The sequence below is a fragment of the Paraflavitalea devenefica genome, from assembly GCF_011759375.1.
Lineage (GTDB): Bacteria > Bacteroidota > Bacteroidia > Chitinophagales > Chitinophagaceae > Paraflavitalea > Paraflavitalea devenefica.
The window spans coordinates 209,307-232,244 of sequence record NZ_JAARML010000007.1 but is presented as its reverse complement, the minus strand read 5'-3'; the positions used below and the strand labels follow the sequence as shown (position 1 = coordinate 232,244).

Here is a 22,938-nt window from a genome sequence, read left to right as displayed (position 1 = left end):
TTCACTATTATTTTATTATCATGCGCAATAAACTTACTTACTTCCTGGTACTGTTGATGGCAGTCTGCTTCCTTGCAGCCGGCTGCAAGGCGGACCTCAACCTCCCTTACCAACCTGTTGAAAGCTACAACCGCGTGTACATGCCGCAGGCCGTGAATGGCCCCATCGTTCGAACGTTAAAGATCACCGACAGTGCACAAACGCTGGTATATGGCGCCAACTTTGGCGGACAGGATTACCCGGTTAATGATATCGCAGTGAGCTTTACCGTTGATCAACAGAAGGCGGACAGTTTCAATACGGCCAACAAAACCAATTACCCCATCCTGCCTGCCAGCAGTTATACCTTGTCGGCTACAGAAGCGGTCATCCCACGGGGTAAGCTCAGCACTGAGCCGCAGACGATTACTTTCAAAACGAATGGCCCGGGCGCGATGGAAGCACTACAGACTTATATATTGCCGATCAGCCTTGCGACGAAATCGATGACCGTGAATGAAGGCCTGCGCACGACTTTCTATATCGTGAAAACGCAGCCCGACCTGAAAGATTATCCCAACTACGACAGGACTGGCTGGCAGGTTACCGGTTTCTCATCCCAGGAAGCGAATGGGGAAGGGCCCGACAATGGGCGTGTTGTCCATGCGCTCGACAACAATACCGGTACCTTCTGGCACAGCCAGTGGCAAGGTGGATCACCCGGCCCGCCCCACTGGTTCACCATTGATATGGGCACGGAGAAAATCTTACATGGTTTATCCTTTGTGGGACGGCAGGGAGACTATAACGGCCGGCCCAATGAAGTGAATATACAGGTGAGCGTGGACAATAACACGTGGACCGATGCCGGCACCTTCAACCTGCAGAACAGCAAGGACCTGCAATCGCAGTTCCTGCCGGGTGGTTTCAAGCAGGCCCGTTATTTTAAAATAAGCATCAACTCCTGTTACAATGCAGGGTATACACACCTGGCAGAATTAAATACATTTTAAGCAGTAGTACAGTTATCAGCAAGCAGTCGAAAAAGCAGCGGTCGTCAATCAAGGCGGCCGTTTGCGCTTTGGGAATTTGTTGCGGGTAAGTGGATATTATTCTTTTAAATAATCAGGCGGGCGTACGCCGTTCACCAACACTATTGCGTCATAACTTTTACCTGGTGTGAGGAACTGCCTGTCTTTGCCCCAATGTAAAGTGACCATTTTACGATCAAATAGGGGATGGCCGGTTTCAATAAAGGTAGTCCTGAATCCTGTGGCGGTCAATGCTTCTTCCAGCGAGCCCTTTGGAGCAGGCTGCACCGGTATGATGGTCCGATTGTTTAAAGCGGTGGTCCCGTTTACCATGTACAAACCAATCCCATAGAATTGGTCTTTAAAATGCGCTGCCAGCAGTTTGCCCATCATCTTCTTATGACTGGGATTTTTGTCAATATGTGTATTGTGCGCCCAGATGATGATCTTTTCATGGGGATACAGGTTTTCGGCCATCCATATAATATTTTTCGCCATGCAGGAATCCCGTTGATCGCCCTGGTTAATCCGCGCATAGTAGCTGATATTGGTAGTGATCATCTGTTTCATCCATTGCTGTAACGGCGAAAGCGGCAGTGCCGACAATTGTACGGCCAACTGGTCATAGGCGGCTGAAAAGCTGTCTTTTAAGGAAAGATATTGCCGCGGTGTTGTAATGGTGGCTGCAATCCTGTGTTCCAGTTGTAATAAGGTATTTTTTATAGGGGGATAAGTTTCAAACGCATCAGTCAAAACCGCTTCGGGATAAGGGGAGTACATAAACTGCGGATCGAATCCACCAAACCGGATATGCCTTTCTTTTACGTAAGCAAATAACCGGCGAACCGTTTCTGTGTGCCAAACAGCTTGAATGCTGTTGCGCACCAACTGCCGCGTGGCCGTATCCGGGGAAAGGTTTACGTAACTGCAGTTGGCCATCGGGCTTTCGAACAGGAGCACATTATAGCCCAGTTTTTCATGCATGTATTGAATGAGCTGGAATTTTGTTGCACTGTATTCTTCCGTACCGTGGCTGCTTTCTCCCAGCGCCACAATCCTTTTACCTTTTAATAACGAATCCAGGAAAGAAAAGCCTTGGAAACCGGCTATAGCCGGATTGATCTCTTTGGCATACAGGTTAAGGTATTCCTGCAATGCTTTATCCTGTGCAGGGGCAACCAGGCATATCAATATAAATGGCAGGAGAAAATAGGTGCGCATGGATGTGGTTGCTTAATAAGGGCTCAATCTAAACATTTTTGCCCTTCATTTAAACATTTGTGCTACCCGGTAGCGGGTGTGTGGTAATATCTTGCTGCTATAATAAATAAAGTCTTGCCAGATGATTACCAGAACGGTTGCAGTTGCTTTTTTTAGTTTGTTGCTTACCACTCCATGTTTATATGCACAACCCAGTGGCCCCGGATCAAATGCTTCCGGGATAGCGGATGCCGATTCAGCGCGTTTCTATAATACAGTCAATACGTATGTGAACCCGGTACTGCCGGGCGATCATCCTGATCCTACGCTGCTGAAGGTGGGAGATGATTTTTACCATTGTGGTTCCTCGTTCCACTTCAATCCTTATTTACCGATCTATCATTCCAAAGACCTGGTACACTGGAAGGTGATCGGCCGGGTGCTGCCACCTGCGCAGGCCAATATGGTGAGCGATGGTCCCTCAAAAGGCGTGTGGCAGGGCGCCATCACTTATTTCTACGGTTCATACTGGATCTATTTTTCCTCGAATGGCCAGTGGTTTTCAAAAGCGGCTTCGCCGGCAGGGCCGTGGTCGGCCCCGGTGAAGGTGGAGACCAATCCAAAAACAGGCAACCTGGGTTATGATAATTCCATTTTTATAGATGACGATGGCAAGCCGTATATGGTGATCAAGAACGGCCAGAAGGTGAACCGCCTGCAGGCCCTGGGCCGTGATGGCCAGCTCACCGATTCGGTGATCAACCTCGACTGGATCAATGCCCATTTGCAGTATAGCTGGGCGGAAGGTCCGGTGATGTGCAAGCGCAATGGATACTATTATTATTTCCCCGCCGGTGATGTGTCCGGAGGCCAATATGTACTGCGGGCAAGGGAGTTAACAGCCGATTCCACCAAATGGGAGCGGCTGGGTGATTTCTTCAAGCCAAGCCCTGATCCCAATAATACTTTTCCCCGGCCCAATCATATTTCAGCCCCCATTCAACTCGCTGATGGCACCTGGTGGACGATTGGCCAGAGTTATCAAAAGCATGGCGCTGATGATTGGAGCGGTATGGGCCGTCAAACATCGCTGTACCAGGTGATATGGGAAAACGACAGGCCCTGGGGTTTGCCTCCGGTAAGCACGCCGGTGTTGAAGCCTGCTTTGAAGAACAACAGGACGCCCTGGCGCAGCGTGCACTCTGATGATTTTGGGGCAGACAAGCTGGGCGCCTGGTGGCATTTCCTGAACAAAGGTTCTGCTGCCAGTTATTCACTGTCGTCACGAAAAGGATGGGTACGCCTCACGCCGGACAGCAGCCGCACGCACCTGGTGCAAAAGGAAACAGACCATTTCTATTCGGCCCTCACGCGGCTGGATATAGGGCAGGGTAGTGCTGCATCGAAGGGCGGTATTTACCTCACGAATGGCGATCAACGTGTGTTTGTTCGGTTATTCTACGCATCGGAAAAGGAACAGCACATCGTATTGCAACTGGATACAGCCATGCGGAAGGTGCCTTATAATAATAAAGGAAAAGGCGTGTGGCTGAAATTAGAGCGGTATGAACACCGATTGACCGGCTATTACAGTGTTGATGGCAGGCGCTGGCTGCCCGTTGGCACCATCAACGCTGTACCGCTCGATAAAGTGCAGCCCAATTTCAATAGCTGGGTCGGTACCAGTATGGGGTTGTTTGCCGAAGGCGGGGCGGTTGATTTCGATCTGTTCATTTGCAAAGACGGGTTCTCTTCACTGCCTGTTGTTGGCAACAATAATCACTTTGGCATTCAAAAAATACAGCAGGGGGGCGAGTGGGCAGTTACCAATCATTCCAATTATGGCGGCTGGCTGATGATTGCCGGTGTGGATTTTGGCATTGCCGGCGAAGCCAAAGCGATTGAGGTGATGGCCGGTGCGGCCAAAGGCGGGGTACTAGAGGTGGTGCTGGATGACTTGCAGGAAGGGGAGAAGATCGCTGCGGTTCCTATTAAGTCCGGTAAAAGGGCAGGGCACGTGGCGCTGCTGCGCGCTGGCGGAGGAAAGATATCCGGTCAGCATGATCTGTTTGTCAGGTTTCCTGCAGGTACACCGCAGGATATAGTCATCAACAGTATCCGTTTGCTGAGAGCGGGTAAATAAGAAACGTCACCATTAAAATTTGCTATATGAGTAATGTATGCAGTGAAAATCAGTATGTTATTGTAAGCCTGGATCGCATGGAGGTAGCTGGTTAAAACATTATTACCCTCCTTTTGGCGATTCGTGCCATTCGTGTCAGTATGACAATTGTAGATTCGTGTATTGTTATCTGTGTTCTGTGCCATGTGACTGAAAAAATTGCTTATTAAACGCTAAAATGATTGCTTATGAAATTCGAACACCTCCCAGGTCGGCAAGCTCCGTTCCGACCGTTTTCCCTATCATCATCACGTACATAACAGCCAGTAAAACCCTGTAATCCGGCAATCGGCAGTCGGCAATGCCTTTGCTTTGGATATGACAACCTGTTACGGGTTGCTCCGAAGGAGTCCTTATGGACCGGGACCGCTTATTGCCCCTCATATTAAAATATTTACAAACCCAATGCTTAAAATGATCATTACACAAAAGTCGTGGAAATGGCTTGTTGTAACAGCGGTAACGCTGACGATGACGCTTGCCCGTTCGCCGTTGCAGGCGCAGGATGCCCGCGTGGTGCAGGGCGTGGTGCTGGATGAAAGGAATGTACCGGTGCCGGGCGTGACTGTCTTTGTAAAACAGACCACCATCAGTACGAGTACCACCGCTGATGGGAAGTTTGCCCTGCGTGTCCCTTCCGACAGGTATATCCTGGTGTTCACTTCTGTGGGCAAGGTGATGCAGGAAGTGAATGTCCGCAGCATCAATAACGCAATCGTCCATTTAAAAGACAGTGTGATCGGCCTGGAAGATGTGGTAGTGGTAGGTTATGGCCGGCAGAAAAAAGAAAGTGTGGTAGCGGCTGTTTCCCAAACCACGGGCAAGACGCTGGAAAGGGCCGGCGGTGTGTCGAATATCGGCGCGGCGCTGACCGGTAATGTGCCGGGACTTATTACTGCGCAAAGTACGGGCCTGCCCGGTGAAGAAGACCCGCAGATCATCATCCGTGGCCGCAGCACCTGGAACAATAGCAGTCCGCTGATATTGGTGGATGGGGTAGAGCGTCCGATGACGAGTGTAGACATCGGTTCCGTGGAGACCGTGGCGGTATTGAAAGATGCTTCCGCTACGGCAGTATTCGGATCGCGCGGCGCCAATGGTGTTATCCTCATTACCACCAAGCGCGGTAAGACCGGCAAGGCCTCTATCCGTGGTACGGTGAACACCATTATGAAAGTGCCCTCCAAATTGCCGGGGAAAGCGGATTCGTATGAAACCTTCCGTACGATGAATGACGCGATCGAATACGAGCTGGCGCTGAAACCGGAGAGCTGGAACAATTATACGCCGATGGACATCATCAATAAATACCGTTACCCTGCCAACCTCGAAGAGGCGGAACGGTATCCGAATGTGGACTGGGCAAAGGCGCTTTTCAAAGAGTATGCGATGTCGCACAACGCGAACCTGAATGTTAGCGGCGGCACCCGCTTCGTGAAGTATTTCACCAGTGCCGACTTCCTGCATGAGGGCGACCTGTTCAGGGTGCTTGATAATAACCGGGGTTATAAACCCGGCTTCGGCTTTACACGGCTGAATGTTCGCACCAACCTCGATTTTCAACTGACGTCTTCTACGCTTTTCAAGGTGAACCTTTCCGGCTCGTATGGGGTGCGGAAAAGTCCCTGGGGCTTTACGGGTAATCAATACGGTCCCTGGATCGATGCGTATACGACAGCGCCGGACGTGTTCCTGCCAAAGTATGCCGACGGTTCCTGGGGTTATTATGCACCCAATGAAGGAAGAGCGGAGAACTCTGCACGGAGCCTGGCTACAGGGGGTATTCAATACCAGACCACCACCCGCATCACCACCGACTTTTCGCTGGAGCAGAACCTGGACAGGTTGGTGAAGGGGCTGCGCTTCAACGGTACGGTATCGATGGACAATACTTTCATTGAAAGCGACCGGGGTGTGAACGACCTGTACAATGGCGTGCAGCGTAAATGGGTCGATCCAGAAACCGGTATCGTGAGTTATAAGGAGACTTTTGATCCACCCACTTCTTTCGATTTCCAGGAGGGCGCCAAGTGGTCGCCGGCCGCGGGCGCCGTAACGGGCAATCAACGCAGGCTGTTCTACCAGTTGCAATTGAACTATGCCAGGACCTTTGCAAAGCGGCATGCGGTCACTGCCATGGGATTGCTGAACCGCAATATCACGGCCAATGGCAGCGAGATCCCCTCTTACCGGGAAGATTGGGTATTCCGTACTACATACACTTACGACAATAAATACACGATCGAATACAACGGTGCTTATAATGGTTCTGAGAAGTTTGCCCCCGAATACCGTTTTGCTTTCTTCTCTTCGGGTGGCTTGAACTGGATCGTTTCGAACGAGAAATTTATGCGAAGCATAGGATTCCTGGACCTGCTGAAGTTGCGTGCTTCTTATGGCCAGACGGGGTTTGATAACGTGGGCTCGCGCTTCCTGTACCTGACGGAGTGGGCCTATGGCGGTCGCGCACGGTTGGGGATGAGCGGTGAAGGAGCCGAGCAAAGTCCGTTCAACTGGTACCGGGAAGCCACTGTGGGCAATCCGAATGTGCAATGGGAGCAGGCGGAGAAGTACAATGTGGGCGTCGATTTTGAATTGCTCAAAGGATTCATTAAAGGTAAGGTCGATTTCTTCCAGGATAAGCGCACCAAGATCCTGATGGGCACCCGCACTTCTGTTCCTTCTTATTTCGGAACCACCCCGCCGGTGGCCAACCTGGGCAAGGTAAACTCACAGGGGTATGAACTGGAGCTGCATTTTAATTATATGACGTCGCGCGACCTGCGGCTGTGGGCAGACCTGAATTTGACGCATACCAAGAACAGGGTCGTTGACGGTGATAATCCTGCGTTGCTACCGGACTACCAGAAATCGGATAATATGCAGATCGGTCAAACCTATTCGTATGTGAGCCAGGGTTATTACAATACCTGGGATGAGCTGTACGGCAGCACTATCCACAATACCAACGACAACCAAAAGCTGCCTGGCAATTATCACATCGTGGATTATAACGGCGATGGGATAATCGATACGCGCGACAATATTCCTTATGGTCATAGCAGTTGGCCGCAAAACACCTACAATGCCACTTTTGGTGTTGACTGGAAGGCACTCTCCTTTTTTGTGCAGTTCTACGGGGTGAACAATGTAACCCGCCAGGTGGTGTTCAACAGCCTGGGCAGCCAGAACCATATCGTATATGACGAGGGCACTTACTGGTCGAAAGACAATTTCAATGCGGATGTACCGATGCCCCGATGGCTCTCCACCCCGGCCGGTTATTACCGGGGTACGCAATATATGTACGATGGTTCCTACCTGCGGCTGAAGAACGCCGAGATCGCTTATACGTTCAGCAGTGGCCTGGTGAAGCGGGTAGGGCTGGCATCGCTCCGGATCTACCTCAACGGTAACAACCTGGTGTCCTGGAGCAAGATGCCGGATGACCGCGAAGCGAATTTCGCCGGCACAGGCTGGGCCTCGCAAGGTGCTTACCCTACTGTAAAGCGTTACAACCTAGGTGCTAATATTACTTTCTAAACAGGACCGTTATGAATAAATATAGTAAGACTTTGCCGGTGGTGTGCGTGGTGGCTGTCTTGTGGGGACTGACCTCCTGCAAGAAGTTCCTGGACCGGGAACCACAATCCATCGTATCAGCAGAAAATGCTTTTAAAGACTTTACCAATTTCCAGGGTTATACAGAAGAGCTCTATCATTGTATCCCGGATTTCTCGAATGCCTACTGGACCAATAGCTGGAACTGGGGCGAGGACGAGATCCAGAGCACTGCGCGTGATTTCCACTTTGTGGTGAAGATCGATAACGGTGATTTCTGGGGCTGGCAGGCACAGTACGATGGCTGGCAGGCCGGCTGGATGGACCGTAACAATACGAACACGAATGATGACCGTTTTACCAAGTCGCTCTGGAAGCTGGGTTGGTACGGCATCCGCAAATGTAATATGGGCCTGGAGAATATGGACAAGCTGACGGATGCCACACAGGAAGAGAAGAACCTGATCAAGGGGCAACTGTTGTTCTTCCGTGGCTGGTTCCATTTCATGTTCATCCAGTATTTTGGTGGGTTGCCTTATATTGACAAAGTGTTGCCTGGCGACCAGAAGCTGACGTTGCCCCGGCTGAAATACAGTGAGTGCGCCGATAAGGCGGCTGCCGATTTCCAGGAAGCGGCGAACCTGCTGCCCATCAACTGGGACAATACCACAGCGGGTAAAAGAACGCTGGGTAAAAACCAATTGCGCATCAACAAGATCATGGCGCTGTCTTACCTGGGTAAGAACTATCTGTGGGCGGGCAGTCCGCTGATGAACTATGTTTCTACCGGCAACAAAACCTATCATGCTGAATACTGCAAGAAGGCAGCGGTGGCGTTGGGCGAAGCGCTGCAGTTGTGCGAGGTGGGTGAAGCGCCTTATAAGCTGGTGGAGTTTTCGAAATATTATACCAATTTCTATTCTTCCGGTCAGAACTTCCAAATGCCGGGTAGCACAGAAGCTATTTTCCGCGGTCCTTATTATTTCGCGCACGGATCGACTTATGGAACGGCCAAGCAATATGGACCTAATTCCGTCCTGGTAGATGAAGCGATCACTTTTGCCCCTACTGCCAATTATGTAGATTATTATGGCATGGCGAATGGGTTGCCCATCAAGGATATTACCCAGCCGGATGCAGAGTCGGGTTATGACCCCAACTATCCCTGGAGAGGCAGGGACCCGCGGTTTTACAACGATTTTGTGTACGACGGTGTGAAATGTATCCAGGGCGCGGCGCCTATCGAAGCTAACCGGTATGCCAACCTGTTTACGGGCGGTAGTTACCGGGATGTAAGTACAGGTAGCCGTACAGGTTACCTGTTGTACAAGTTCATTCCCATTACTTCGAACAAGTTTGACAATGGCTATTCCTATGATAAAGGCCTCAATATTCACCTGCCCTATATGCGCCTGGCCGATGTGTACCTGATGTATGCCGAGGCGGCTGCGCAAGGGTATGGCTCTGCTGCCGGTAAGTCGGACAATTACGGCAGGACTGCCACGGAAGCCATCAACGTGCTCCGCGACCGGGCGGGCGTGGGACATGTGGCCGCTCAATTCACCGGTTCGCTGGAGGCCTTTATGCCTGAGATGCGGCGTGAACGGGCAGTGGAGCTCTCTTTTGAGGGACATCGTTTCAATGACCTGCGCCGCTGGATGCAGCTCATACAGGCGCCCTATACGTTGAAGAAGTCTGTAGAGTTTGACCGGGCGCCCGGTTTCAACTCCGCTGATCCGAAGAATAACCGGGTGCTCAACCTGCGGGAAGTAACGATCCTGGAGCGCCGGTTTACCGAAAAACACTATTGGTTCCCGTTAAAGAATTCAGACGCAAGCATGTACCTGGAGTTTCCGCAGAACCCGGGTTGGTGAGGAAAGACCGAAGTCCGAGGTCTGAGGTCTGACAAGCGGCTTCGACAAGCTCAGCCCCGCAGAGCGGGATAAACTCTGACAAGCGTTTTCTTAGCAAAACTTAACATAGAAATTCATGAAGCATATAAAGATATTAATGGTAACCTGTGGGCTGGTGGCGAGTGAGCTGGCTGTCCGCGCACAGGATACCATCATTACTGTTACCCCTAAGGCCCCGGAGCGCCAGGCCGTGCAGGTGGCTTTCCGCAAGGTGGACCAAAAAGACCTGTTGGGCGGTGTGTCGGTCGTTGATGTACCGGCGCAAATGAAGCAAAATTATATGACCTATAGCCTTGCCAATATGGATGCCTGGGCCAATGGCTTTAATGGCAATAGTATGTGGGGCATGGGCAGTTACCTGCTGGTCATTGACGGGGTGCCCCGCGATGCCGGTAATGTGTTGCCGACAGAGATCGCTCAGATCTCTTTCCTGAAGGGCGTCAATGCAGTGGCGCTCTTCGGTAGCCGGGCCGGCAAAGGGGTGGTGTATATTACCACCAAACGCGGCCAGGAAGGAGCGCAGCGCATTGACGTACGGGTGAATGCCGGCATGCATGTACCCAAGGTTTATCCCAAATACCTCGGTTCGGCCGAATATATGACGCTGTACAATGAGGCGCGTCGTAATGACGGGCTGACAGACCTGTACAGCGATGCGACGATCTTTAACTATGCGTCGGGCAAAAATCCTTACCGTTATCCCAGTGTAGACTATTACTCCGATCAATACCTGAAGAAGGCTTTGGGCCGCTATGATGTCACGGCGGAGATCTCAGGTGGTGGTGATAAAGCGCGGTATTATACGAATATCGGTTACCAGACAGCCGGCTCACTGCTCAAATTCGGGGAAGCGATCAAGAATGACCGGATCGACCGGCTGAACCTGCGGGGGAATGTGGACATCACCCTCAGCGACTATATTTCCTGTAACGTGGATGCGACCGCTATTTTTTATACAGGCAAGGGCGTGAACACCAATTACTGGGGCAGTGCAGCTACTTTGCGCCCGCACCGCTTTGCCCCGCTCATCCCGATCGATATGGTCGAGCCGGATGACGAAGCCTCGCAGGTGTTTATCAAGAACAGCGACCATATCATTGATGGCAAGTATTTGCTGGGTGGTACGCAACTGGACCAAACCAATCCCTTTGCCGCGATCTATGCAGGCGGGAATAACAAGTATACCAGCCGGCAATTCCAGTTCAACACGGGGATACAGGCGGACCTCCGCAACCTGTTGAAGGGGTTGACCTTCCGTGGCACTTTTGCCGTCGATTACAATGCTTCCTATAACCTCGCTTTCAACAATACCTACGCCGTGTATGCGCCGGTATGGAATAATTACGCCGGTAAGGACCTCATCAGCAGTCTTACCCGGTACGGACAGGACGCCACCCCGGGCGTGCAGAATGTGAGCAATAGCTGGTACAGCCAAACCATTTCGGCCACGACTCAATTCAACTATGTAAACTCCATCCGGGATAAACACCATCTTTCTGCGGTGTTGCTGATGAATGGCTGGCAGCAAAAGGAGTCGGCCGTATACCATGCCACCAGCAATGCCAACCTTGGTTTGCAGTTGGGCTATAACTTTAAGCATACTTACTATGCCGATTTCAGTGGCGCCCTGGTGCACAGCGCCAAATTGCCTGAAGGCAACCGGCAGGCTTTTTCTCCCACGGTGTCTTTGGGCTGGCGCCTGAGCAATGAAGCGTTCCTGCGCGGCAATGCCGTGGTAGATGACCTGCGCCTGACGGCTTCGGCAGGTATCCTGCATACTGATCTCGATATCACCAATTATTATTTGTACCAGGGTGTTTATACCGTGCTGGGCAGTTGGTATGGCTGGAAAGACGGCAGCGGCATTCAGGCTACCGAATCGAGAAGAGGGGATAACCCTGCTATGAAGTTTCCCAAACGGGAGGAGATCAGCGTAGGGCTGGAAGGCTCCTTCTTCAAAGGGTTGGTGAAAGTGGACGGTAATTTCTTTGTGAACAAGATCACCGGCAATATCATCCAGGCGGCTGCGCTGTTCCCTTCTTATTTCACCACCGGATTTCCTGTTTCTTCTTTTATTCCTTTTGTAAACTATAACGATGATAAACGGATCGGTTTCGACTTCAACGTCGGTCTGCATAAAAAGCTGGGTGAAGTAGACTGGACCCTCGGTGTGGTGGGCACTTATTACAGGACCACGGCCTCCAAACGGGCAGAAGTGTATGAAGACAAGTACCAATACCGCCAGGGCAAATCCATCGATGGGATCTGGGGGCTGCAGAGCCTTGGATTCTTCAAGGATGCCAGCGATATCACCAATTCACCTTCGCAAACCTTCGGCCAGGTAAAACCCGGCGATATCAAGTACAAAGACCAGAATGGTGATGGTGTCATTAACACCCGCGATGAAGTGTTCCTTGGCAAGGGCGGCTGGTTTGGCGCACCCTTCACATTGGGCGTAAACCTGAGCGCCCAATGGAAGAACTTCTCCTTCTTCGCGCTGGGTACCGGCCGTTTCGGCGCCTATGGTATGAAAAACAGTTCTTATTTCTGGATAGATGGGGAGGATAAATATTCCATCGTGGTGCGTGACCGCTGGACCCCCGAAACACAGGCAACGGCGAAGTACCCCAGGCTCACCACTTTCAACAGCGATAACAATTTCCGCTCCTCCGATTTCTGGCTGTACAAGGCCAATCGTTTCGACCTGGCCAAGGTGCAGGTTTCCTATGATATGACGGGTCTGCTCGGAGCAAAGAAGCTCGTGAAAGAATTGGGCGTGTATGTGAGTGGTTTTAACCTGCTCACGCTGTCTGCCGAGCGGGAGCTCATGGAAATGAATATCGGCAGCGAGCCGCAAACCCGCTTTTATAACCTCGGAGTGAAAGCTTTGTTCTAATCAAAGGCTGCTATGCCTAATCAAGCAAACGCATATGAAAAAAAATATCATGATCCTGTTGGCTTCGGTGGTTTTACTGAGCAGTTGCAAAGACCTGCTGGAGCCGGCCATTGAAAATAACCGGAACCTGAACCCGGACGAATATGTACCGAATGATGCCCGTTTCCCGTTTGGCATTTTGCTCAACGGTTACAATCGCATACCCACCAATGGCTGGTCGTTCAACGATGTGGCCACCGACGATGCGGTGACCAATGACCAGGCGAGCGGTTTCCTGAAGATGGCCAATGGTCAATGGACGGCCAACAATAACCCGGTGAACCAATGGACCAATGCTTATGCTGCCATCCAGTATATCAATATCGTGCTGCGTGATGCGGATACGGTGCAATGGGCTGCCGACAAAACCGTGAGCAGGCTCTTTGGCATGCGGGTGAAAGGCGAAGCTTATGGCCTGCGGGCGTTGTTCTATTATCACCTGTTACAAGTGCATGGAGGTATGGGTGAAGGTGGGTCCCTGCTGGGAGTACCCCTTATCCTGGAAGTACAGGGCGCCAATAGTGATTTCAATAAACCTCGTGCTCCTTTCGAAGCATGCATGAAGCAGCTCTATAGCGACCTGGACCAGGCGGAAGCCCTGCTGCCGCTGGATTTTGAGAACATACCCAGTGCCGCAGAGATCCCGGCCAAGTTTGGGACCATGACCAAGGAACAATACGACCGTGCTTTGGGAGTTACCTTCCGTGGTTTATTGAGCGGTCGTATCGCGAAGGCCATCCGCTCTAAAGCTGCCTTGCTGGCCGCAAGTCCGGCCTTCAGTTCTGGTAATTCCACTACCTGGGCCGATGCTGCCAACTATGCCGGTGAAGTACTAACGCTCAAGGGAGGGGTCAGTGCACTGGCCGCCACCGGGCTCACCTGGTATTCGAATGCTTCAGAGATAGCGGGACTGGCGAATGGCGCCAATCCGCCCGAGGTATTATGGCGGAACAATTATGGTGATAACCGCGACCTGGAGCAGGCCAATTATCCGCCCAGCCTGTTTGGCAATGGCCGTATCAATCCCACCCAAAACCTGGTGGATGCTTTCCCGATGGCCAATGGCTATCCTATTTCAGATGGAGCCAGTGGTTATAATGCAGCGGATCCTTATGCCAACCGCGACCCCCGTTTGCGCCAGTTTATCCTGGTGAATGGTGGTACCGCGGGACCGAATAATACAGTGATCAATACAGCGGCCGACGGTACCACGAATGATGCGTTGAACAAAGTAGAAACATCTACCCGTACCGGTTACTACCTGCGTAAGTTACTGCGCCAGGATGTGAACCTCAATCCCAATTCGGCCAATAACCAACGGCATTATAAACCGCACATCAGGTATACAGAGCTGTTCCTTAACTATGCAGAGGCCGCTAATGAAGCCTGGGGACCGATGGGTACGGGCAGTAACGCTTTTTCTGCCTACGATGTCATTAAAGCCATTCGTATCAGGGCTGGTGTAGGCACCACCAATAACGATCCTTACCTGGAAGCTGTCAAAGCTGATAAAGAGCAAATGAGGACCCTGATCAGGAATGAGCGGAGGCTGGAGCTGTGCTTTGAGGGTTTCCGCTTCTGGGACCTTCGCCGGTGGAAAGAGAACCTTACGGAAACGGCGAAAGGGGTGAGCATCGTGACCAGCGTTCCCTCGATCATTAATGTGGAGAACAGGCAATTTCAGCCTTTTATGATCTATGGCCCCATTCCTTATGGCGAGATCCTGAAGTTTGGCTCTTTGGAGCAAAACCAGGGATGGCGATAAAAGATTTCTATTGACTATTGAAAATACGAATAATGAAAAAGTTTCTGTTACCAATCATAGGGCTCTTTGTGCTGGCAGCCTGCAACAAAAAGGCGGAGTTCCCGGATTATGAATACCAGACGGTTTATTTCGCTTACCAGTATCCGGTACGTACCATTACGTTCGGTGAAGATGTGTTCAATACCGAGCTCGATAACCAGGGTAAATGCAAGATCATGGCCACCACCGGCGGCGTTTATTACAGCAAGAAGAACCTGCATATCGGGATTGCTGTAGACAATGCTTTGTTGGGCAATGGTCTTTTATTTGGCGCGGGTAAGGATGAAATATTGCCCATGCCCAATAACTATTATTCACTGGCGGCCAACAGCATCGTTATCCCGGAAGGCGGCCTCACCGGCGGTGTGGAAGTGCAATTGACAGATGCTTTCTTCAATGATCCCAAAGCAATCAAAAATACCTATGTGATCCCTTTGCGGATCATAGATAAGTCGGGTGCTGACTCCATCCTGGTGGGTAAGGATTTTATTCTCTATGCCATCAAATATGTAAATCCCTGGCATGGCAATTACCTGCGCCGGGGCAAGGATGTGATCACGGGCAGCGTGAACCAAACCCTTGTACGGCATAAACAATATGTGGAAGATGATGAGGTAAACAAATTGTACACGCGCGCGATGAAGGAGATCGAATTTCCTGTCGTGTTCAAGGACAAGAATGGGGCGAACGTAAATTGTCCGCTACTGCTGCAATTCGACAATGCCGGGAAATGTACGGTCACAGCTGCCAATGCCAGTTTTACGGCTACCGGCAGCGGCCAGTTTGTCAAGCGTGGGGAGAAGAACAGTTGGGGCGGCAAAGACCGTGATGCACTGTACCTGAGCTATAATGTTACCCTGCCCGATATGCAGGTGGCGGCTACAGATACCCTCGTGATGCGGGACCGTGCGGTAACCATGGAAACTTATATTCCGGTAGCCAAGTAATCAATTCTGCCATATTTAATCTTCATCATTGTTATGAACAAACTACATACAATTACAGCGGGTGTCATGGTCCTGGTCATGATGGTTGCCTGCAACAAATATAAAGCGCCGGGATTCGATGTAGACAAGCCGGACGAAGTGGCGGTGCAGGAAGACCTCGATGCCTACCCGGCTTTGAAGAGCTATATCAACCGCGGGGCGCATCCCAATTTTAAATGGGGGGTTGCGCTTAATCTACAGGAATACCTGGATAAAGGGGTAAAATACAGGTTGGCCAATACGAACTTCGATGAATTGGTAGTGGGGTATGATATGAAACATGGCGCGGTGGTACAGGCAGATGGGAGTTTAGCTTTAGACAAAGTAAAGACCTTCCTGGAAACAGCCAATAAGGCAGGCATGTCTGTTTACGGCCATACGCTGTTGTGGCATGCCAATCAGAATGCGGCTTACCTGAAAGGATTGCTTGCCCCGATGGTGGTGACTTCCCCTGCTTATGCCAATGACCTGAACCTGGCGGGCTTAAAGGATAAGAGTTTTACCGGCTGGAACCTGACCAACCCCGGCGCTGGTATTACAGTAGAAGATGCCGTGGGAATGGGTACCGGCAACAAGGCCGTGAAGCTGGTGTCGGCTGGTGGTTCGTCTGCAGCTACCGATCTGCAATTGATCACCCCCACCATTGCGGTGAACAAGACGCATAAGTATGAAGTGGTGGTGTATATCAAATCGGATATTCCCGGTGAAGGCCGTATAGCCTTTGAAGGGTTGAACAATAACACGCCGAAGATAGACTGGACGAAATCCGGCACGGCTACCGAAACGTTCACGACCGGTATATCCTGGAAGGAGATCCGGTTCACCATCACTGATTTTGCCGGCGACAATATCAAGCTGCATTTTGACCTGGGCTACAAACCGGGGGTAACGTATTCTATTGATGTGAATAACCTGTATGTATACGATACGCAGGGACCTCCGCTCATTACTAACCTTGTTGCGAATGGCGATTTTGAGTCGGGCAGTGGCTGGGGAGGCTGGGGCAACAACTCTACCAGGGGAATAACTGCCAGTGGTATGGGCGTGGGGAACACAGGCAAGGCCTTTTATGTGACCAACCCGAGCAAGACCACTAATTTCTGGGATGTGCAAACCAGCTATTCCTTTGCAGCACCCCTGACCAATGGGGAAACATACGAGCTGAGCTTTTGGGTAAAGGGTACGGCTGCGGGCACCATCCGCCCCGAGTTGCAAAGCGCCAACTATTCCTCCAACGGTTTTGGCCAGGTGGCTGTGACGACTGATTGGAAATTGGTCACGATCGCCACCACCGCCACGGCTGCCGACAGGATCAGGTTGATCTATAGCTACGGTGAGTTTGCCGGCACGGTATATATAGACGATGTAGTGCTGAAAAGCAACAAAGCGGTCGGGGGTACTACCACCGTGGTAGAAAAGACGCCTGTAGAAAAAACAACGATCATATCAGGAACGCTTGATAAATGGATGAAGGGCATGCTGACTGTCTGCAAAACGAATGTAAAAGCCTGGGATGTGTTGAATGAGCCCATGGACGATGGCAATCCTTATGAGTTGAAGACTGGCATCGGCAGGACGTTGGCGGCCGATGAGTTTTTCTGGCAGGATTACCTCGGTAAGGATTATGGCGTCATGGCCTTTAAGCTGGCCCGGCAATACGGTAATGCCACTGATATTCATTTTATCAACGACTATAACCTCGAATACAATCTCGATAAATGCCGCGGGATCATCGAGTATGTAAAATATATTGAAAGCAAGGGTGCCAAGGTGGATGGCATCGGTACCCAAATGCACATCAGCACCACTACCAGTAAAGACAAGATAGCCGAAATGTTCAAGTTACTGGCTGCTACAGGTAAACTGATCAAAGTATCGGAGATGGACATTGGCGTGGGCGTAAAAACCCCGGCGGCGACTGCAGAACATTACAAAGCGCAGGCGGATATGTACAAATATGTGATCGATAAATATTTTGAATTGATTCCTGCTCCACAGCGCTATGGCATTACGATCTGGGCCCCGCTCGACAGTCCGGCCAATTCCTACTGGAGAGCCGGCGAGCCAATAGGTTTATGGACAGAGGCATATGTGCGCAAGCTGGCCTATGCAGCGGTGGCCGAATCATTGAAGGCGAATACAAAATAGTGACTAAATCATCGCTTGTGCCCATCCAACTTGTTAAGACGCTGGTATTCCTGGCAGTGATCGTTTGTGGTTGTAACAACCCGGTTGACAAGGAGGATACGCTGCTGAAGATCGGGGCCTATAGGCTGAGTGTGGCTGATTATACACTTGCCAGAAACGGCGTTCAGTATAAAAACCTGGATGATGAGCAACTGCAGGATAGATTGGTGGAAGAAGGGCGTATACTGGCCTATGCGCTGGAACATCGCTTTGATACCATTGACCTGCTGAAGAAACAGCTCCTGTATGCCATGCGCTATTATGCATCGTCGGTAGATGGATACGTCTGGGATAAAAAGGTAAAACCTTTGCTGCAGGCGATCAGCGACGAGCGGAGCAAAGCGCTGGCCCCGGAAAAATACATCCGCGAAGGTCAACAGCGGGTGTTGCAGGCAACAAAACCCCTTTTGCACGAGGCCGCTATTGCCCGCATGGCTGCCGTGGTAGTGGAGCGGGAAAGAAAATGGCCGGGTATAGATCCGGACCTGTTGTTGATGGAGTATCAATTCGATGGCGCCCATAGGCGTTATACCGCGGCTGATTTCATGGAGTTTGTCCAATGCCAGCCTGTATTTATCGGATCGCTTGCTAATCCGGAGGATATAAAGAAGATGCTGCATTCCTGGCTCATCGGAATCTGTTTATATGCCGAAGGGCAACAACTGGGTATGGAAAAGGATCCCGCTTACCTGCAGGTGCGCCAGCGGTATCAATACGGTATATTCATCCAGCACTTTAAGCAGCAGCATATTTATCCCCGGATAGCTATTGATAAATATGCAGCGGCCAATATCAGGCAGTCGTTGTTTTCCCGGCAGGAAAAAGCGCTGCTTAGTGAACTCGATAGTGCTTATCCCGTTGAGATCAATCGTTTTAATGACATTCAATAACTGTTATTCATCCTGTTTCATTCAAAAACCTACAATTATGAAAAAGTTCTTTTTAGCATTGGCTTTATTGCTCGTCTCAGTGATCAGCAGTTTTGCTTATCAAACAGCTATCTATGCCGGTCCACCTACAGGGTATAACCAGGCAACCGTAAACATTAATATGAATTGCAGTTATGTACACGTGGATGCTTATTGGTCCACTTCCGTTGGCGGGCCCGGCAGCGGCAGTGTTTCAGTTTATGCTGATGATAACACTGTACTCGGGGAGCATAATTATTTAGAGGGCTCCACTGACCATTGGCTGAGCTCAGGTGTGTTCACTTACCGGTATTGGGGTTCTGTTTTTATGTTCATCTCTGCTTTTAATTGTACCGGAACGCTCAAACTTACCTGGATGCCGTAGCGGGTATTATAACAACATAGAGTACTGATAATGTCCTGAACCGACATATTATCCATATCCTCACAGTTAGCAAGCGTCCCCGGCTACTCAGGCCGGGGATATATTTTATAACATATCATGAAAGAATTAGATTTGTGGCCCCCAAAACTACAGTAAGTGATGACATCAATTTTTAAGCACAGTTCCTTCCTCGTATTCCTGGTAGTTGCCCTGTATAGTACAGGCCAGTCACAAACCTGGCAGAAAACCAGTCACGGAGTAAAAACAGTTATTGACGCTGTTGAAATAGATATCCGGTTTTATAGCCCCTCCACGGTACGCATCATGAAATGGCCTGCCGGAAAAACCTTTACAAAGGAAAGCCTGTCGGTGATCAGCGAGCCGCAAACAACAATATTCAGTGTCAAACAGCAGGCAAACAAGCTGGCCCTCAAAAGTGAAAAAGTATTGGTGCACCTGGACCTGCAAAATGGGCAGATCAGTTTTTCAGATCCGGGCGCCCGCGTGTTGCTGCGTGAGCAGGGGAAAGGAGCTTTATTTACTCCGTTCAATGACGCGGGCGTCAATACGTTCACCGTGCAGCAGTCGTTCGTGTTGGATAAAGAAGAAGCGATTTATGGCCTGGGGCAGCAACAGGCGGGTAAGATGGTGCAACGAAACTTGTCGCTGCGCATGATGCAGGGGAATACGGATGATTATATTCCTTTTTTCCAGTCGGTGAAAGGCTATGGGGTATTCTGGGACAATTATTCTCCTACCAACTTTACGGATAATGCAGCAAGCACTTCGTTCAAATCGGAAGTGGGTGATGGCATCGATTATTACTTTATGGTTGGCGGCAACGCAGATGGCGTCATTGCCTGCATGCGCAACCTTACGGGGCAAGCGCCGATGTTCCCGCTGTGGACCTATGGTTACTGGCAAAGCAAGGAGCGGTACAAAAGCCAGGATGAGCTGGTGGCGGTTGTCAAAAAATACCGTGAACTGGGCATTCCGTTGGACGGCATTATCCAGGACTGGCAGTATTGGGGCAACAACTACCTGTGGAATGCAATGGAGTTCCTCAATCCTGAATTTTATAATCCGCAGAAGATGGTGGATGATGTGCATGGTTTGAATGCACACCTCATCATTTCCATCTGGAGCAATTTCGGTCCGCAAACAAAACCTTACCAGGAGTTGGACAAAGCCGGGGCGCTGCTTCCTTTTACCACCTGGCCTGAGTCGGGTGTGGAGAAATGGCCACCGCAGCTTGATTATCCTTCGGGCGTAAAAGTGTACGATGCCTACAACCCGGCTGCACGGGATATTTATTGGAAATACCTGCAGGCAGGTCTTTTCTTATTGGGCATAGATGGCTGGTGGATGGATTCTTCAGAGCCCGACCACCTGCAGGCCAAACCGGGTGATTTTGACAGTAAAACCTTTCTGGGTTCATTCCGGAAAGTGCGCAACGCCTTCCCTTTAATGACGGTAGGCGGGGTATATCAACATCAACGAGCGCAAACTTCCGCCAAGCGTGCTTTTATTCTTACCCGTTCTGCCTTTGCCGGTCAGCAGCGGTATGGTGCTAATACCTGGTCGGGCGATGTGGTAGCTTCCTGGAAGGCGCTGCACAACCAGATTGCTGCAGGATTGAACTTTTCCCTCAGCGGCATTCCATATTGGAACAGTGATATTGGCGGCTTTTTCCTGTGGCAGTTCCCTAAAAAGCTAAATGATCCTGAATACAGGGAGCTCTATGTAAGATGGCTTGAATTCGGCGCTTTCTGTCCCATGATGCGTTCACACGGAGAAGGCGCTCCCCGTGAAATTTACCAGTTTGGCAAAAAAGGCGACAAGGCTTATGATGCCATAGAGAAATTCATCCGCCTACGCTACCGGTTGTTGCCCTATATCTATGCTACCTCCTGGGAGGTGACGGCCAACCAATCGAGCATGATGCGTGCCCTGATGATGGATTTTGCCCATGATAAAAATGCCTGGGATATCAACGATGAGTACCTGTTGGGTAAATCGTTGCTGGTTGCTCCTGTTACCCGGCCGATGTATGTAAAGCCAGTGATAAACGGTAGAGATACGTCTCTAACCGAAGATTTCAGTGCTATCAAAAGCAAGGATGTGTATTTACCGGGAGGAACCAACTGGTACGATTTCTGGACCGGCGCGCCCTTTGCCGGCGGCCAAAAAGTAACGAAAGAAACGCCATTGGATATTATTCCCTTATTTGTAAAAGGGGGTTCTATATTGCCCATTGGTCCGGACGTGCAGTATGCGGAAGAAAAGAAATGGGATAATCTTGAGCTACGTATATATCCCGGCGCCGATGGAAAGTTTGTATTGTATGAAGATGAGAACGATAACTACAATTATGAAAAAGGCGTTTATTCAACGATCACTTTTCACTGGAATGATAAAAAAAGGGAACTGACTATACAGGATAGACAAGGTGCCTTCTCCACTATGCCGGCAGAAAGAACATTCAATATTGTAATGGTCAATGCCGGGAAAGGTGCAGGAGAGCAATTAACCAACGCACCTGATAAGCGCATTACTTACGCAGGCAAAAAGATGATTGTGAAGTTGTAGTGTGGTATTATAGCTTGTCAGTTTTCGTTCCTGTTGTTTTCCCGCGCGCCGATAATGGCGTAGAAAGCTGGTTTGGGATTGTTCTGCCGGTCGAAGAGCAGGGGGTAATTCGTTCTGCCCCTGATGGGGAAATTGTTGAGCCAGGATTGTGCATCATTCACGCCCCAAAAAGTGATGCGGCTTATTGCAGAGGGATGTTTGAGAAATAGACGGAAGAGATCTTCATAAGCCTGGGTAAGCTTTGCCTGTACCGAATCGGGCAATCCGTTGGGGTAGGGGTTCATACCCGGCCTGTTGCCATCGGCCGTGCGACTGATGTCGGCCGTATTGTGATCCCAGGGATTGGGCAGTACGGTGAGGTCCAGTTCGGTGAACATGACCTTTATCCCCAGTGCAGAAAAAGCCAGGATGCTTTCTTCAATGGCTTTCAGCGGTAGCTTGCTGGCCGGCCAATGACCCTGGATACCGACGCCGTCTATACGAACACCCGCTGCCTGTATTTTTTTGATGAGGGCAATGGTGCCGGCCCTTTTTCTGGGTTGCTCAATATTGTAATCGTTATAATAAAGTTCTGCATCGGGATCTGCTTTTTGTGCCAGCCTGAATGCTTCTATAATATAGTCTTCTCCCAGTTGTCGCAGAAAGATTGATTGGCGAAGACTACCGTCTTCTTCCAACGCCTCATTCACCACATCCCAGGAAAACACTTTACCGCGGTAACGGCCTGCCACGGTATTAATATGCTCCGTAAAGAATTGCCGCAGGGAATCGGCATCCTTTATCCGCCTGGCAAAGGCCGGCATCTGGCTATGCCAGACGAGTGCGTGGCCGTTTATTTTGAGTTGGTATTTTTGACCATAATCCACCAGTTTGTCGGCTGGGGCAAAGTTGTACCTGTTCCATTCGGGATGGATATGTGTTGCCTTCATCATGTTTTCGGGTGTGATGGCATTGAATTGTTCGGGTATCAGTCTGGCTGTAACCGGTTCTCTTTCGTATACCTGTTCCAGGTTCAGTGCCGTGCCGATGAGGAAATCATTTTTAAAGGTGGCCTTCAGCGAAGGCGCTGCGTTGGTGGCTACAGGAGAAGCTGCGGAAGACGCTGAGCGTGTCGTTGCGGAGGTAGCGGCGCGCCGGGGTGTGCAACCGGCAATCAATAGCGCCAGGAGCAGGCCGGCGGGGGCCAATGGTAATTTGCTGTTCATGGTCATTACGTTTGGAAGTATGAAATGCAATGGCATGTCTAATAAACGACAAAAATGGGCAATAGCCTGCGGG

13 protein-coding genes are annotated in these 22,938 nt (G+C 50.5%); 11 read left to right on the top strand and 2 right to left on the bottom strand.

The window, feature by feature from the left end; translation table 11 throughout:
* The first annotated feature begins 20 nt into the window (after positions 1–20).
* Positions 21–992, top strand: a complete 972-nt coding sequence (locus HB364_RS29815; RefSeq protein WP_167292093.1) for a BT_3987 domain-containing protein — start codon at positions 21–23, stop codon at positions 990–992.
* Positions 993–1,088: 96 nt separating this feature from the next.
* Here HB364_RS29815 and HB364_RS29810 read toward each other — a convergent pair whose 3' ends face one another.
* On the bottom strand, positions 1,089–2,231 hold the full coding sequence (locus HB364_RS29810; RefSeq protein WP_167292092.1) for an erythromycin esterase family protein: 1,143 nt from the start codon (positions 2,229–2,231) through the stop codon (positions 1,089–1,091).
* A gap of 121 nt (positions 2,232–2,352) precedes the next feature.
* On the opposite strand from HB364_RS29810, the gene HB364_RS29805 reads away from it, so the two are divergent.
* From HB364_RS29805 to HB364_RS29760, 10 genes are all read left to right on the top strand, one after another.
* On the top strand, positions 2,353–4,353 hold the full coding sequence (locus HB364_RS29805; protein ID WP_167292091.1) for a family 43 glycosylhydrolase: 2,001 nt from the start codon (positions 2,353–2,355) through the stop codon (positions 4,351–4,353).
* Between the two features lie 453 nt (positions 4,354–4,806).
* Positions 4,807–7,935, top strand: coding sequence for a SusC/RagA family TonB-linked outer membrane protein (locus HB364_RS29800; protein ID WP_208420143.1), 3,129 nt, complete (start codon positions 4,807–4,809; stop codon positions 7,933–7,935).
* Between the two features lie 11 nt (positions 7,936–7,946).
* Positions 7,947–9,827 (top strand): RagB/SusD family nutrient uptake outer membrane protein, encoded by a 1,881-nt coding sequence (locus HB364_RS29795; protein WP_167292089.1) that lies wholly within the window; start codon positions 7,947–7,949, stop codon positions 9,825–9,827.
* 115 nt (positions 9,828–9,942) lie between these two features.
* A complete protein-coding gene (locus tag HB364_RS29790) occupies positions 9,943–12,762 on the top strand; it encodes a SusC/RagA family TonB-linked outer membrane protein (RefSeq protein ID WP_167292088.1) in 2,820 nt (939 codons plus the stop codon).
* A 34-nt stretch (positions 12,763–12,796) separates the two neighbouring features.
* Positions 12,797–14,566 carry a RagB/SusD family nutrient uptake outer membrane protein gene (locus HB364_RS29785; protein ID WP_167292087.1) on the top strand — a complete coding sequence of 590 codons (1,770 nt, stop codon included), beginning with the start codon at positions 12,797–12,799 and terminating at the stop codon, positions 14,564–14,566.
* A 32-nt stretch (positions 14,567–14,598) separates the two neighbouring features.
* Positions 14,599–15,552: a DUF5627 domain-containing protein gene (locus tag HB364_RS29780; RefSeq protein ID WP_167292086.1), complete on the top strand. Its 954-nt coding sequence runs from the start codon at positions 14,599–14,601 to the stop codon at positions 15,550–15,552.
* A 33-nt stretch (positions 15,553–15,585) separates the two neighbouring features.
* Entirely contained in the window at positions 15,586–17,739 is a 2,154-nt protein-coding gene (locus tag HB364_RS29775) for an endo-1,4-beta-xylanase (RefSeq protein WP_167292085.1), read from the top strand.
* 17 nt (positions 17,740–17,756) lie between these two features.
* On the top strand, positions 17,757–18,668 hold the full coding sequence (locus tag HB364_RS29770; protein ID WP_167292084.1) for a hypothetical protein: 912 nt from the start codon (positions 17,757–17,759) through the stop codon (positions 18,666–18,668).
* Positions 18,669–18,705: 37 nt separating this feature from the next.
* Positions 18,706–19,071, top strand: a complete 366-nt coding sequence (locus HB364_RS29765) for a hypothetical protein (RefSeq protein ID WP_167292083.1) — start codon at positions 18,706–18,708, stop codon at positions 19,069–19,071.
* Between the two features lie 159 nt (positions 19,072–19,230).
* Positions 19,231–21,660 (top strand): glycoside hydrolase family 31 protein, encoded by a 2,430-nt coding sequence (locus HB364_RS29760; protein ID WP_167292082.1) that lies wholly within the window; start codon positions 19,231–19,233, stop codon positions 21,658–21,660.
* A gap of 17 nt (positions 21,661–21,677) precedes the next feature.
* Here the strand turns inward: HB364_RS29760 and HB364_RS29755 are convergent, their stop codons facing one another.
* The gene (locus HB364_RS29755) at positions 21,678–22,865 is read right to left on the bottom strand and encodes an endo-1,4-beta-xylanase (RefSeq protein ID WP_167292081.1); all 1,188 of its coding nucleotides are present in this window, start codon (positions 22,863–22,865) and stop codon (positions 21,678–21,680) included.
* Between the last annotated feature and the right edge of the window lie 73 nt (positions 22,866–22,938).

Bases quoted from the DNA above. Each gene is read 5' to 3' on its own strand.
- HB364_RS29815 (WP_167292093.1), top strand. From the start codon at position 21: ATGCGCAATAAACTTACTTACTTCCTGGTACTGTTGATGGCAGTCTGC.
- HB364_RS29810 (WP_167292092.1), bottom strand. From the start codon at position 2,231: ATGCGCACCTATTTTCTCCTGCCATTTATATTGATATGCCTGGTTGCC.
- HB364_RS29805 (WP_167292091.1), top strand. From the start codon at position 2,353: ATGATTACCAGAACGGTTGCAGTTGCTTTTTTTAGTTTGTTGCTTACC.
- HB364_RS29800 (WP_208420143.1), top strand. From the start codon at position 4,807: ATGATCATTACACAAAAGTCGTGGAAATGGCTTGTTGTAACAGCGGTA.
- HB364_RS29795 (WP_167292089.1), top strand. From the start codon at position 7,947: ATGAATAAATATAGTAAGACTTTGCCGGTGGTGTGCGTGGTGGCTGTC.
- HB364_RS29790 (WP_167292088.1), top strand. From the start codon at position 9,943: ATGAAGCATATAAAGATATTAATGGTAACCTGTGGGCTGGTGGCGAGT.
- HB364_RS29785 (WP_167292087.1), top strand. From the start codon at position 12,797: ATGAAAAAAAATATCATGATCCTGTTGGCTTCGGTGGTTTTACTGAGC.
- HB364_RS29780 (WP_167292086.1), top strand. From the start codon at position 14,599: ATGAAAAAGTTTCTGTTACCAATCATAGGGCTCTTTGTGCTGGCAGCC.
- HB364_RS29775 (WP_167292085.1), top strand. From the start codon at position 15,586: ATGAACAAACTACATACAATTACAGCGGGTGTCATGGTCCTGGTCATG.
- HB364_RS29765 (WP_167292083.1), top strand. From the start codon at position 18,706: ATGAAAAAGTTCTTTTTAGCATTGGCTTTATTGCTCGTCTCAGTGATC.
- HB364_RS29760 (WP_167292082.1), top strand. From the start codon at position 19,231: ATGACATCAATTTTTAAGCACAGTTCCTTCCTCGTATTCCTGGTAGTT.
- HB364_RS29755 (WP_167292081.1), bottom strand. From the start codon at position 22,865: ATGAACAGCAAATTACCATTGGCCCCCGCCGGCCTGCTCCTGGCGCTA.